Genomic DNA, 13,343 nt, shown 5'->3' with positions numbered 1-13,343 from the left:
GGCTTGGCCGTGGACTCGCGCACTGGTTGATGGTTGGTTCCAAGTCTCGCCTATTGCAGGCGGCTGGGGGTTGAGATGCGCAGACTGGCCATCGCCGTGCTGGCGGTCCTCGGTGCGGCCTGCAGCGGCAGCGCCTACGCGCTGACGCCGATCTCCGGCCAGGCCCAGGTGCAGAGCCACACCTTCATCAACGGCTTCGGTCTTTCGGACACCGACACGGACGCCAAGGCCTGGAGCGGCGTCCCGGCGAACCAGTTGGCATTCGCGACGTCGCAGTCCAGCGTGTTGACGGACGATCTTTTTGCGGGCGCCCTGGCGACGGGCAGCGTCTACGGGACGTGGGCGGCCGACGGCTCGTCGGGCAGCGTCGAGACGTTGTTCGCCTGGTCCTTCACCAACATCGACGACGTCGGGCTGATCGGCGCCTCCTTCAACGGCCTGAACCCGAACTGGTCCTACACCTTCCAGGCCGACCGCGACGGCGTGCTGATCTGGCAGGGCCAGCTGCGCGTCGACCCGAGTGTCCCCAGCACCAGCACGTTCGGCCTCACCGGCTGGGACCTTCTGATGGACGGGGTGACGATCATCGACCTCACCGATCCGAGCGCGCCCCTTCCACGCACCGGGGACGGGGACTTCGCCCTGGTCGGGGGCCAGACCTACACCCTGTCGCTGACCAACTTCTCCAACATCGCCGGCCTCCAGTTCGGCTCCAACTACCGCGGCCGGGTGTTGGGCGAGTTCTATTGGGAGATCCAGGAAGAGCCGGCGATCGTCCCCGAGCCCGGCGCCTGGGCGCTGCTCCTCCTGGGGTTCGCCCTGGCCGGCGGGTCGCTCCGCGCGCGGCGTCGCGCTTGCGCCTAGACTCGGGCGCTGGGCGGCCAACCGCCGACGCTCAGTACCGCCGCCGCCGCGTGGGCCGGCTGCCGCCCGTAAGGCCCCCGAGGACGCCGCGGATGAGCTCGCGGCCCACCTGGCTGCCGAGGGTGCGCAGCATCGACTTGGCGAAGGCTTCGCCCATGCTCTGGCGGTTGGAGGCCCGGGCGCGCGGCGCTGGCTGGCCCGAGGCCTCGTCGCCCGCCCACGGCCCCCGCTTCGGCGCCGGGGCCTCCGGCTCGGGCTCGGCCTTCTGCTGCAGCATCTCATAGGCGGACTGGCGGTCGACCACCTCGTCGTAGACCCCGCGGACCGGGCTGGCGGCCATGACCGCCGTCCGCTCCGCCGGCTGCAGCGGCCCGAGCCGCGAAGCCGGGGGCCGGATCAGCGTCTTCTGCACCACCGTCGGCGCACCCTTCTCGTCCAGCACCGAAACCAGGGCCTCGCCGACGCCCAGGCCCTGAATCGCTTCGGCGGTGTCGAAGGCCGGGTTGGTGCGGAAGCTCTCGGCCGCCGCTCTGAGGCCCTTCTGGTCGGCCGGGGTGTAGGCGCGCAGGGCGTGCTGTATGCGGTTGCCCAGCTGGCCCAGCACCGTGTCCGGGATGTCGGCGGGGTTCTGGGTGACGAAATAGACGCCGACGCCCTTGGAGCGGATGAGGCGGACCACCTGCTCCACCTTCTCCAGCAGGGCCTTGGGCGCGTCGCGGAACAGGAGGTGCGCCTCGTCGAAGAAGAAGGCCAGGCGCGGCTTCTTCGGGTCGCCCACCTCGGGCAGTTCCTCGAACAGCTCGCTCATCAGCCACAGCAGGAAGGTGGCGTAGAGCCGCGGGCTGGCGATCAGGCGGTTGGCGGCCAGGATGTTCACATAGCCGCGGCCCGAGGGGTCGGTGCGCATCAGGTCCGACAGGGCCAGCGCCGGCTCGCCGAAGATGTTGGTCCCGCCCTCGGTCTCCAGCACCAACAGGTTGCGCTGGATCGTGGCGATGGTGGTGGGCGAGATGTTGCCGTAGCGGGCCGAGAGCGCCTTGGCGTTCTCGGAAGCGTAGGTCAGGGCCGCCTGCAGGTCCTTGAGGTCCAGCAACAAGAGGCCCTCCTCGTCGGCGGCGCGGAACACCACCATCAGGACGCCTTCCTGGACGTCGTTGAGCTCCAGCATCCGCGAGATCAGCAGCGGCCCCATCTCCGAGACCGTGGCGCGGATCGGATGGCCGGACTCTCCAAACAGGTCCCAGAACACCGTCGGCGCGGCGGCCGGATTGAGCGCCAGGTCCATGGTCTGGGCGCGCGCCAGCATCTTCTCGTTGGGGGCGCCCAGGGCGGCGATGCCGGAGAGGTCGCCCTTCACGTCAGCGGCGAAGACGGGCACGCCCGCATCCGAGAGGCCCTGGGCCAGAATCTGCAAGGTGACCGTCTTGCCGGTCCCGGTGGCGCCCGCCACGAGGCCGTGGCGGTTGGCGCGGTTCAGTAGAAGCTGCTCCGGATGGTCCGAGAACCCGATCAGCACGCCGTTGTCGGCCATCTTCCACTCCTGGTTTCCCGCCATCACTACGCACGCCGCGTCACGGGCTCAACGGCGCCGTTCCGTCTTCAGCGCAGGGCCGACGACGAGAATGGCCGCCGGAACGCGACATCGTTGCCGAAAACTGTCGCGCGGAGGGCAAATTCGCTCCCACTTCCGACGTATTCAAGGTAGAGCACACCCGATTTGACGGCGACGCCGACGCCGCCGACATTGCCGCCGAGCCATCCTCCCGAAAGCGTGCATGCCCGTCCCCGCCGCCGATCCGGTCTCGCGAAACGCCCTGGTGATCCTGGCGACCATCGCGGCCGGCGCCGTCCTCTACATGCTGTCCGACATCCTGACGCCCCTGGCCCTGGCGATGTTCCTGGCGGTGATGATCGACGGCTTCGCCCGCGTGCTGCAGGCCCGGCTGCCGGGCGTCGGGGCTCGCGCGGCGACCCCCCTGGCGGTGGTGCTGTCGGTGGTCATCTTCGGCGGGGCGACGTTCTTCATCGCCGACAATGCGACCAGTTTCGCCAGCCAGCTGATCACCTACACGCCGAAGCTGAACGGGCTGATCGCCCGCATCGCCGGCCTGGTGGGCATGGACGTGCCGCCGACCATCACCCAGCTCGTCCAGCAACTGGACCCGGCGAGCCACCTGGGCCAGGTGGCGAGGGGTCTGCAGAGCTTCGCCTCCACGGCGGCCTTCGTCCTGGTGTACCTGGGCTTCATCCTGGCCTCCCGCCGAGGCTGGGAGCGCAAGGCCGTCAGCCTGTTCGCCACCCGCGAGGAGCGCCAGGAGGCGGTCGGCGCCTTCCTGCGCATCCGCAACGGCGTGGAGCAGTATCTCTGGGTTCAGACGGTGACCGGGCTGATGATCGCCGTAGCGTCCTGGATCGCCATGGCGGCGGTCGGCCTCGACAACGCCCTGTTCTGGGCGATCCTGATCTTCATGGCCTCCTACATCCCCGTGGTGGGGGGCATTGTGGCCGTGGCCCTGCCGCCGATCTTCGCCCTCGTGCAGTTCGACGGACTCTGGCAGGCCGTCGTCCTGTTCGGCGTGCTGCAGGTGATCGGCATGTTCGTGGGCAATGTGGTCCAACCCCGGATGCAGGGCCGCAGCCTCAACATGGACCCGATCGTGCTGCTGCTGGCCCTGGCCTTCTGGAGCGTGATCTGGGGCCTGCCCGGCGCCTTCCTCTCCACGCCGCTCACCACCGTCATGATGGTGATCCTGGCCCAGTTCGCCGGCACGCGCTGGATCGCGGTCCTCCTCTCGGCCGACGGCGACCCGGGCCAGCTGAAACAGCAGCACCCCGTCGAGCCCCCATCGGTCAAGGGGCCTGCCAAACCGACCCGAAAGCCGGCCGCGAAACGCGGTTCACGATCTTGAGAGCTGGGACTTCAACTGTGCCGACCCCCTCCCTATCTACTGTTGGCTGGACGACACATTCGTCTGGCGGGTGCGTCCGTTTCCCAACCCCGCGGGCGCAGCGAGCACCCAGCATTCCGTCGCTCCCCCACGACGGAAGCACGCGGCGCCGGACACTCTCCTCCGGCGCCGTTCTCGCGTCTGGTGCGGAGGAGCGGCGATGAGCCGTTCTCCCCGCGCCGGATCAGGGCTGGCCAAATCCCTTCAGACCGAACTTCAGGACGATGCGGCGCCGATCGGCGTGAAGGCCTTCGCCAAGCAGGCCGCCGACGACGCCCAGCCGGACGAGCTGCCCGAGCTTTCGTCCGCGGACCTCGCCCGCAACCTCGCCGACTTCTGGCGCTTCGCCCAGCGCCGCCGCGGGCGCGCGCCTCAGATCCGCATCGCCGCGGCCACGGGCGCCGAGCTGGACCGGCTGGAGATCGTCCAGGACGACGCCCCCTTCCTCGTCGACAGCGTGATGGGCGAGATCGCCGACCAGGGCCTGTCGGTCCGGGCGATGTTCCACCCCATCGTCGAGGTCCAGCGCGACCGCAGCGGCCAGCGCGGCGCCTCCGGGACCGCCCGGCGCGAGTCGATGATCCAGGTGTTCCTCGAGAACATCGGCCCCGACCGGGAGCGCGCCCTGCTCGACGGCGTCAAGGCGACCCTGGCCGACGTCCACGCAGCGGTGGAGGACTTCCCCGCCATGCTCGCGTTGATGTCCAGATCCGTGACGGAGCTGGCGGAGACCGGCAAGGCGCGGCCCGATGAGATCGAATTCCTGGAATGGCTGCACGCCCAGCACTTCGTGTTCCTGGGCGCCCGCGTCTATGAGTATCCGCGCCTCAAAAGCGGTGAGTACGCCGCCGAGGAGCCCGTCTATCAGGCCAAGGACGGGCTGGGCGTGTTGCGTGATCCCGACCGCACGGTGCTGCGACGGGCGAACGAGCCGGCGGTGCTGATGAGCGCGGTCAAGGACCGCATCGTGCGCGATCCCGCCGTGACCATCGCCAAGTCCAACGTGAAGAGCCGGGTCCACCGCCGCGGCTACATGGATTACGTGGGCATCAAGCGCTACGGCGAGGACGGCCGGCCCACGGGCGAAGTCCGCTTCGTCGGCCTGTTCACCGCCGAAGCCTACGACCAGCCTGCCGGGGCCGTGCCGCTGGTCCGCGAGAAGGTCGCCCGGGTGATGAAGCGCGCTGGCGCCGCGCCCGGCAGCTACAACGAGAAGCGCCTCAAGAACATCGTCGAGAACCACCCCCGCGACGAGCTGTTCCAGGTCAGCGAGGACGAGCTCCTGGGCATGGCCATGGGCATCCTGCACCTGTCGGACCGCCCGCGGGTGAAGCTGTTCGAACGCCGCGACCCCTTCGACCGGTTCGCCTCGGTTCTGCTGTTCGTGCCGCGCGACCGCTACGATTCCGACCTGCGCAAACGGGCCGGCGAGCTGCTGACCGAGGCCTATGGCGGCCGGCTGTCGGCCTACTATCCCAGCTTCAACGACACGCCGCTGGCGCGCGTTCATTTCATTATCGGCTTCACTCCGGGCCAACATCGCAACCCGGACCTGCGCAAGGTCGAGGCCGAGATCGCCGAGGCGGCGCGCACCTGGGAGGACCGCTTCGACGCCGCCGTGCGGGCGAGCGGCCGTGATCCCGACGGCGTGGCCGAGATGGTCGCGCGCTATCGCGAGGCCTTCCCCGCCGGCTACCGCGACCGCTTCGATGCGGCGGAGGCCCTGGCCGACACGGCCGAGTTCGAAACCTTCGCCGAGGGCCAGGCGATCCGCGTGCGCGCCTATCGCACGCCATCGGACAGCCCGCTCCACTTCCGTTTCAAGCTGTACCGCCGGGGCGAGCCGGCGCCGCTTGCCGATGTCCTGCCGATCCTCGAGAGCATGGGGCTGAAGGCCCTGGCCGAGGCCGGCTTCAGGGTGACGCCCGAAGGCCAACCCGCGGTGTGGGTCCACGACTTCGAGATCGAGGATCCCCGCGGCGGCAACCTGGTGTTCGCCGACATCAAGGACGTGTTCGAAGACGCCGTGGCCGCGGTCTGGACCGGCCGCACCGAGAACGACGGGTTCAACCGCCTGGTGATGGAGCTCTCCATCCCCTGGCGCGACGCCGCGCTGGTCCGGGCCCTGGCCCGCTATCGCCAGCAGTCCGGCCTGGACCCCTCGCAGCGGGTGCAGGAACAGGCGCTGTCGAACCATCCGGGCGTCACCCGTCTGATCCTCGACCTGTTCCGCATCAAGTTCGATCCCGCGATCGCCGCCGACCTCGACGCCCGTCGAGCGCAGGCCGAGGCGGTGATGGCCGAGATCGTCGAGGCGCTGCAGCTGGTCGAAAGCCTCGACGACGACCGCGTACTGCGCCGCCTGGCGTTGCTGGTCGGCGCCATCCAGCGGACCAACTTCTACCAGCGCGCCGCCGACGGTGGCGTGAAGCCTTATATTTCGTTCAAGGTGGCCAGCGGCGAGCTCGCCGACCTGCCGGCGCCCAAGCCCTTCCGCGAGATCTTCATCTGGTCCACCCAGGTCGAGGGCGTCCACCTGCGCTTCGGCCCGGTGGCCCGGGGCGGCCTGCGCTGGTCGGACCGGCGCGACGACTTCCGCACCGAGGTGCTGGGCCTCGTCAAGGCGCAGCAGGTGAAGAACGCCGTCATCGTGCCCGTCGGCTCTAAGGGCGGCTTTTATCCGAAACAGCTGCCGAAGGGCTCGCCCGACGCCATCCGGGCCGAGGCCATCTCGGCCTACAAGACCTTCCTGTCCGGCCTGCTTGACATCACCGACAACCTGGACGCCGCCGGCAAGGTGATCCGGCCGGACAGCGTGATCGCCCACGACGGCGACGACCCCTATCTGGTGGTGGCCGCCGACAAGGGCACCGCCACCTTCTCGGACATCGCCAACGGGGTGGCCGAGTCCTACGGCTTCTGGCTGGGCGACGCCTTCGCCTCCGGCGGATCGGTCGGCTACGACCACAAGGCCATGGGCATCACGGCCCGCGGCGCCTGGGAAGCCGTGAAGCGGCACTTCCGCGAGATGGGCAAGGACATCCAGTCCGAACCCTTCACCGTGGTCGGCTGTGGCGACATGTCGGGCGACGTGTTCGGCAACGGGATGCTGCTCTCGCGCTGCATCCGGCTGCAGGCCGCCTTCGACCACCGCGACATCTTCCTGGACCCCGACCCCGATCCGGCGAAGAGCTACGCCGAGCGCGAGCGCATGTTCGCCCTGCCGCGCTCCTCCTGGCAGGACTACGACAGGAAGAAGATCAGCAAGGGAGGCGGCGTCTTCTCCCGGGCGTTGAAGTCGATCCCGCTGACGGCGGAGGTGCGGCGATTCCTGGGAACCGAGGCCGAGGAGCTGTCGCCGAGCGAGGTCATCAACCTGATCCTGAAGGCGCCGGCCGAGCTGCTCTACCTGGGCGGTATCGGCACCTATGTGAAGGCCAGGACCGAGTCCCACATGGACGCCGGCGACAAGGCCAACGACGCCGTGCGGGTCAACGGCGCGGACCTGCGGGTCAAGGTCGTGGGCGAGGGCGCGAACCTCGGCCTGACCCAGGCGGGACGCATCGAGTTCGCCGCCGCCGGTGGCCGGGTCGAGACCGACGCCATCGACAACTCGGCGGGCGTCGACAGCTCGGACCACGAGGTGAACATCAAGATCACCACGGGGATCCTGGAGCGGCAGGGCAAGCTCACGCGCGCCCAGCGCAACAAGCTGCTGCCGACCATGACCGACGACGTGGCGCGCCACGTCCTCGTGCACAACTACGACCAGACCCTGGCCCTTTCCCTGCTGGAGATGGATTCCGCCGGCGAGCTGGAGCCGCATGCGCGCTTCATGTCCGACCTGGAGCAGGCCGGCCGCCTGGACCGGGCGGTCGAGGGCCTGCCCGACGCCATGGAGATCACCGAACGGCTCAAGTCCGGCCGCGGCCTGCTGCGGCCCGAGCTGGCCGTCCTGCTGGCCTACGGCAAGCTGGAACTGAAACGGGAGATCGTCGCCAGCCACGCCACCCGCGACCCGTTCTTCGAAGGCCGGCTGGAGGCCTACTTCCCCAAGCCGCTGCGAAAGTACAAGGACGCCATCCGCGCCCACCGCCTGCGGCCCGACATCATCGCGACCGTGATCGCCAACGACATGATCAACCGTTGCGGGCCCAGCTTCCCCTCGCGGACCATGACCTCGGCCGGTTGCGACGTGGTGGCGCTGACCGCCGGTTACGAGGCCGCCAAACAGGCGCTGGATTTCGAGACGCTCTGGGCCCAGGTCGAGGCGCTGGATCTCAAGATCCCGGCGTCGGGCCAGATGGCGCTGTTCCGCCGCCTGGTGACCGGCCTGCGCGGCGCCACCTTCTGGCTGGCCCGCCGCGCCGGGCGCGAAGGGCTGACCGTGGCCGAGCTGACGGCGCAGTACGTCCCGGGCTTCCGCCGCCTCCAGGACCTGATCCCGGAAATCCTCTCATCGGTGGAGCGGGGCCAGTTCGACGACCGCGTCCGCCAGCTGCAGGACGCCGGCGCCCCGCCGGCCCAGGCCAAGGCGGTCGCCGCGCTGGGCTTCCTGACCACCGCCGCCGACCTGGTGGACCTGGCCGAGGCCTCCAGCTGGCCGCTGCAGAACGTGGCCCGGCTCTACTACGCCACGGGCGCGGCGTTCGCCTTCGACCGGCTTCGGGCGGCGGCGGGCGAGTTCCGGGCCGGCGACATTTTCGAGCGGACGGCGCTGCGACGCCTGATCGAGGATCTGCTCACCGAACAGACCCAGCTCACCCGGGCCATCATGTCGTTCTCCGGCGGGGCCCAGGCGGGCGACGACGACGTCCACGCGCGCAGCGCGGTCTCGGCCTGGGCGGCGCTGCGCCCAGAGCAATCCGGGGCCGCGACGCGGACCGTCGACGAAATCGAGGCCGGCGGGGGCGGTTGGACGTTCGCCAAGCTCACCATTGCCAATGCGGCGCTGCGTGAACTGGCCGCCGAGGCGGCGAGCGGGCGCAAGCGGCGGAGCTGAGCCGGACGTTCCACCTCCGCCGCCCTGGGGAGGCGCCCGCATCGGGGTGCGGGGCGTCGCTGAGAGGCCGGTCGGGGGAAACCCGGCCGGTGCGGCGGCGGAGGCGGGTCCGGGGCCACGGGGAAAATTGCGGCCCCTGGATCGGCGTCAGCCCGTCGACCCTGCCCGGCGCAGGCCTTGGCCGCACGCCCCGTGCGATGGACGCCGCCCTTGCGTCGACGAACGACCTCAGGCCGGGGCGCCGAGGCCCAGCCGCGCCAGCACCGCCTTCACATAGGTCGGACCCACGGCGACGTTCACGCCGTCGCGCAGCACGAGCGCGATCAGGCCCTTGCCCAGCCGCTGGACCTCCTGGACCCGGCTGAGGTTCACGAAGGCCGAGCGGTGGACGCGGGTCAGCATCGCCGGGTCCAGCATCTCCTCCAGCGCGGTCATCGTCAGCCGGTGGATGTGGCTCCGCGTGGGGGTGTGCAGCAGCACGTAGTCCCGGGCCGCCTCGATCCAGTCGAGATCGGCGGCGGAGACCCGAACGTGGCCGTTGCGCCCCGGCACCCAGAACGACACGGCCTCGGCCGCCACCGGCGGGACCTCAGGCGGCGCCTCGCGCAGGGTGCGGCGCCGGCGGGCCCGCTCAACCGCCTGGCGCAGTCGGTCGAAGCGCACCGGCTTCAGCAGATAGTCGGCCGCTTCCACGTCGAAGGCGTCGGCGCCGTACATCTCGAAGGCGGTCACGAAGACGATCTCCGGCCGCTCGTCCGCCGGCAGCGTCGCCGCCACCGAGAGGCCGCTGCGCTCCGGCATCTGGATATCCAGCATGACCAGGTCCGGGGTCAGCGCCTGGATCTGCTCCAGGGCCTCGCGCCCATTGCGCGCCACGCCGACGACCTCGACGCCCGAGATCTGCTCGAACAGCGCCTGCAGCCGCTCCAGGGCGGCGGGCTCGTCGTCCACCAGCAGCACGCGCATCTCAGGCCACCCGTCGCGCCGCTTTCGGCTTCAGCGTCCGGATCAGCGGCATCCGCACCATCGCGAGGAACCCGCGCTCGCGCGCCGTGGTCTGAAGCACGCCGCGTGGGCCGTACAGGACCTCCAGCCGCTGGCGGATGTTCTTCAGGCCCACGCCGCCGCCCTGGGCCGGCTCGCCCAGCCGCTCGGCGTCGTCCTCGACCAGGACCACCAGGTCGTCGCCATCGCGCGCCACCTCCAGGCGGACGGTGACCGCGCCGGTGGCGCGCGAGACCCCGTGCTTGACCGCGTTTTCGATCAGCGGCTGCAGGATGAAGCTGGGTACGACGGCGCCGCGCAGGTCGTCGGGGCACGAAAAATCCACGCCCAGCCGGTCACGGAAGCGGACGCTCTCGATCTCCAGATAGGCCTGGATGTTGGCCAGCTCGTCCTCCAGGGGGATCATCCCTTCCGGATCGGCCGCCAGCGTGACCCGCAGGAAGCCGGCCAGCTTCTCCAGCATGTCCTCCGCCTCGTCGTTTCGCTTGGTGATCACGGCCGAGGAGACGGCGTTCAGGGTGTTGAACAGGAAGTGGGGGTTCAGCTGGTAGCGGAGCGCGGCGAGCCGGGCGGCGGTGGCCTGGCCCTCGGCCTCGGCCGCGGCGGTGCGCGCGTCGGCAAGCTGGCGCTCGTGCTCCAGCAGCGCCCGGTTGGCCTGCAGCATCATGTAGAACGCCCCCAGCAGCCCAAACATCCACGACAGGCCGAACAGGTTGCTGACCCCCCGGAACACCAGGCGCTGGCTGGCAAGCTGGGCCGCGGCGGGGTCGATCAGGTCGCGCAGCAGGCCGCCCAGAGTGAGGTCAGCGGCCGAGTTCACCGCCCCGCAAGCCAGGGCCAGCGCGACCAGGGCGCCGTAGCGGACCGCCGTCGACCGTCGCCGCAGCCGCGCCATCGCCCCGTAGACGATGGTCGACAGGGCGCAGCCCACGGTCGCGATCAGCAGGACGCTGGCGCCCACCACGGTGTTCGCCCGGCCGTCGATGGCGATCGGCAGCAGGTTGAAGACGATGTCGAGACCCCACACCGCCAGGGTCAGCCAGAGGGCCTGGCGGGCGGTCTTGCGGTCAATCTCGCGGATGAAGGCGGCTGGCATCGCGGCGATCATAGCCCAGGGGCGGGACCCGGACGCCAGGGTTCGTCGCAGACTCGTCCGGCCCGGTCGATTCCGCGCCGGGCCCGACAGCGGCCTTGGCCGCCGCCCTGACCGCCTTCGTCGATGCGGCGCAGGGCGACCCCCGCAGGTCGACCTGCGGCTGACGCCGCCCCGCCCGGCTCTCAGGTTCGCCGCGATCCCAGCAACAGACGGAGTATCAGCGTGCGTAAGCTTGTTTCCCTGGCCGCCCTGGCCTGCGCGGCCTCGATGGCCACCGGCGCCGAGGCGGCGCAGATCTTTCGGCAGAACTTCTCGGGCGGCCTCACCGACCAGGAGCAGGTGAGCGGCAAGTTCGGGGTGGGCAATGGTATCGTCGGCCACGCCTCCGGCGGCTACGCCAACTACGAATACTCGTACTATCAGCTCTCGCTGGACCTCACGAACTTCGTCGACGCCCTGCTGGAGTTCGATTTCGATCTCGTCTCGGAATACCGCTACGACGGTTTCAACGTCTTGGCTTCGGACACCGGCGTGTTCGAGCCCAAACGGAATCTGCTGACCCCGACGACACCCGGCTTCTACATGGCGATGAGCAACAACCTCTCGCAGCTTGGGAGCACCGCCGTCTCCGGAACGCAGAAGGGCCGGGCCACCTTCGACCTGAGCCAGTTCGCCGGCGGGACCGTGGACCTGCGCTTCCAGTTCCAGTCCGACTACTTCGCCACCGGGCGGGGCCTGCAGCTCGACAACCTGGTGGTCACCGGCACGCCGGTCGCCGGGGTTCCAGAGCCCGCCACCTGGGCCATGATGATCCTGGGCTTCGGCGCGGCGGGCTCCATCCTGCGCCGCCGCCGGATGGCCCTCGTCTAGTTTCCCAGCCGGAACGGCACCGTGCGGCGCTCGTGCTTCGGCACGCTGAGCCGCCGGTCCACCGGCGGGAAGGCCCGCTGGGCGCAGTCGTCGCGCTCGCAGATCCGGCAGCTGACCCCGATCGGCGCGGCGGGGCCCTTGAGATCGAGGCCTTCGGAATAGACCAGCTCGTGGGCGTGGGCGATCTCGCAGCCGAAGCCCAGCACGTAGCGGCGGTCGGGCGCCAGATAGCTCTCCGACCGCTTCACCACCGCACGGGCCACGCAGAGGTAGCGGTCGCCGTCCGGCATGGACGCCACCTGAACCAGGAACCGGTCCGGCGAGGCCACGGCGTCATGCACGTTCCAGAGCGGGCAGGCGCCCCCGAACCGGGCGAACCGGAACCGGGTGGCGCTGTGCCGCTTGGTGATGTTCCCCGCATAGTCCAGCCGCACGAAATAGAACGGCACGCCCCGCTGGCCCGGACGCTGCAGGGTCGATAGCCGGTGGCACACCTGCTCGAGGCTGGCCCCAAAGTGGGCGGCGAGCTGTTCCACGTCGTGCCGCTGCTCCCGCGCCGCGGCCGCGAACCGGCGATAGGGCGTCAGGAGGGCGCCGGCGGCATAGTTGCCCAGGCCGATGCGGCAGACGTCCACCGCCTCCGGGCTCTTGAAGCGGGCGTCGCTGAGCTCGGCCTCGATGATGTCCGAGAGGTTCGCCACCGCCACGTGGAAGGCCATCTGGAAGGCCCGGGTGGCGGCCGGCTGGGCGGTGTTCAGCCACAGCTCGTGCACGGCGGGATCGTAACGGCGCATCACGTCGCCCAGGGGCGCATAGCGTACGCGCACGCCCAGCCGCTCGCGCAGGTACATCTCCAGCAGCATGTCCGCCGACGCCGGCTGGTCCAGGCCGATCTCCTGGGCCAGGTCCTCGGCCGCCCGGTCCAGGCTGTCGATGTAGTTGTCCTTGAAGTGGAAGAAGTCGCGGACCTCCTCGTAGGGCAGCAGGGAGCTCGCCGACATGGCCTCGTCCAGGGCCACCGCCTCCTCGGTCAGCTTCAGGCGCTCGGCGAGGCGGTGGTTCGCGCGGTGCAGGTCCAGGAACCGGCGGGCCAGCCCGGGCGACTGCTGGGCCACCTGGCGCAGTTCGCTCAAGGGAATGGGAACTTCGGCCGAGCCGCTTTCCGCCACGGCCTCGCGCAGGTCCGCCAGCAGGCGCTGGTCGCCGTCGGCCTCGAAGGTTTCGGCCGGCACGCCGAAGGTCTCGATCAGGCCCATCAGCACGCGGTCGGTGACCGGCCGCTGGTTGGCCTCGATCTGGGAGAGATAGCTGACCGAGATGCCGAGTTTGCGCGCGCAGGCCTCCAGCCGCCAGCCGTTCCGGGCGCGCAGGCTGCGCACCTTGGGTCCCACGAAGAGCTTGTATCGCATTTTACAATTTCACAAATGCGGCGCCCGCCAAGGCCAACTCTTCGCACGATGTCATTTGAGCCGCGAGGAAAAATAGCGCGTATTCCGCGGCGAGTGTTCCGGAGCGTCGCGTCGCAGGCCCCGTACAACTTCACTGGCTTGTGTAGATC

General features: G+C 70.0%; 8 protein-coding genes. 4 read left to right on the top strand and 4 right to left on the bottom strand.

Annotation, left to right across the window (positions count from 1 at the left end; all coding sequences use genetic code 11):
- The first annotated feature begins 75 nt into the window (after nt 1-75).
- The gene (locus tag AX721_RS03245) at nt 76-864 is read left to right on the top strand and encodes a PEPxxWA-CTERM sorting domain-containing protein (RefSeq protein WP_068874605.1); all 789 of its coding nucleotides are present in this window, start codon (nt 76-78) and stop codon (nt 862-864) included.
- Nucleotides 865-895: 31 nt separating this feature from the next.
- Here AX721_RS03245 and AX721_RS03240 read toward each other — a convergent pair whose 3' ends face one another.
- On the bottom strand, nt 896-2,395 hold the full coding sequence (locus AX721_RS03240; RefSeq protein WP_068874626.1) for a helicase HerA-like domain-containing protein: 1,500 nt from the start codon (nt 2,393-2,395) through the stop codon (nt 896-898).
- Nucleotides 2,396-2,639: 244 nt separating this feature from the next.
- Between AX721_RS03240 and AX721_RS03235 the strand changes: the two genes are divergently transcribed.
- Both AX721_RS03235 and AX721_RS03230 read left to right on the top strand, forming a co-directional pair.
- Entirely contained in the window at nt 2,640-3,773 is a 1,134-nt protein-coding gene (locus tag AX721_RS03235) for an AI-2E family transporter (protein WP_068874604.1), read from the top strand.
- Nucleotides 3,774-3,972: 199 nt separating this feature from the next.
- On the top strand, nt 3,973-8,814 hold the full coding sequence (locus AX721_RS03230; RefSeq protein ID WP_068874603.1) for an NAD-glutamate dehydrogenase: 4,842 nt from the start codon (nt 3,973-3,975) through the stop codon (nt 8,812-8,814).
- Nucleotides 8,815-9,042: 228 nt separating this feature from the next.
- Here AX721_RS03230 and AX721_RS03225 read toward each other — a convergent pair whose 3' ends face one another.
- Both AX721_RS03225 and AX721_RS03220 read right to left on the bottom strand, forming a co-directional pair.
- Nucleotides 9,043-9,780 carry a LytTR family DNA-binding domain-containing protein gene (locus tag AX721_RS03225; protein ID WP_068874602.1) on the bottom strand — a complete coding sequence of 246 codons (738 nt, stop codon included), beginning with the start codon at nt 9,778-9,780 and terminating at the stop codon, nt 9,043-9,045.
- Nucleotide 9,781: 1 nt separating this feature from the next.
- Nucleotides 9,782-10,915: a sensor histidine kinase gene (locus AX721_RS03220; protein WP_156466979.1), complete on the bottom strand. Its 1,134-nt coding sequence runs from the start codon at nt 10,913-10,915 to the stop codon at nt 9,782-9,784.
- Nucleotides 10,916-11,137: 222 nt separating this feature from the next.
- On the opposite strand from AX721_RS03220, the gene AX721_RS27770 reads away from it, so the two are divergent.
- A complete protein-coding gene (locus AX721_RS27770) occupies nt 11,138-11,785 on the top strand; it encodes a PEPxxWA-CTERM sorting domain-containing protein (protein WP_068874600.1) in 648 nt (215 codons plus the stop codon).
- On the opposite strand, the gene AX721_RS03210 is transcribed toward AX721_RS27770, so the two are convergent.
- Nucleotides 11,782-13,194: a short-chain fatty acyl-CoA regulator family protein gene (locus tag AX721_RS03210; RefSeq protein ID WP_068874599.1), complete on the bottom strand. Its 1,413-nt coding sequence runs from the start codon at nt 13,192-13,194 to the stop codon at nt 11,782-11,784. The two genes, AX721_RS27770 and AX721_RS03210, sit on opposite strands and share 4 nt — an antisense overlap.
- Nucleotides 13,195-13,343 lie beyond the last annotated feature (149 nt).

This window comes from Phenylobacterium sp. CCH9-H3, assembly GCF_001557235.1.
In the GTDB taxonomy this organism is placed as follows: domain Bacteria; phylum Pseudomonadota; class Alphaproteobacteria; order Caulobacterales; family Caulobacteraceae; genus Phenylobacterium.
Note: the sequence above shows the minus strand (reverse complement) of the source record. Positions and strands in the feature narration are given on the sequence as shown.

Excerpts from the sequence above, each read along its gene's own strand:
- AX721_RS03220 (WP_156466979.1), bottom strand. The coding sequence starts at position 10,915 with ATGCCAGCCGCCTTCATCCGCGAGATTGACCGCAAGACCGCCCGCCAG.
- AX721_RS03230 (WP_068874603.1), top strand. The coding sequence starts at position 3,973 with ATGAGCCGTTCTCCCCGCGCCGGATCAGGGCTGGCCAAATCCCTTCAG.
- AX721_RS03210 (WP_068874599.1), bottom strand. The coding sequence starts at position 13,194 with ATGCGATACAAGCTCTTCGTGGGACCCAAGGTGCGCAGCCTGCGCGCC.
- AX721_RS03235 (WP_068874604.1), top strand. The coding sequence starts at position 2,640 with ATGCCCGTCCCCGCCGCCGATCCGGTCTCGCGAAACGCCCTGGTGATC.
- AX721_RS03225 (WP_068874602.1), bottom strand. The coding sequence starts at position 9,780 with ATGCGCGTGCTGCTGGTGGACGACGAGCCCGCCGCCCTGGAGCGGCTG.
- AX721_RS03240 (WP_068874626.1), bottom strand. The coding sequence starts at position 2,395 with ATGGCCGACAACGGCGTGCTGATCGGGTTCTCGGACCATCCGGAGCAG.
- AX721_RS03245 (WP_068874605.1), top strand. The coding sequence starts at position 76 with ATGCGCAGACTGGCCATCGCCGTGCTGGCGGTCCTCGGTGCGGCCTGC.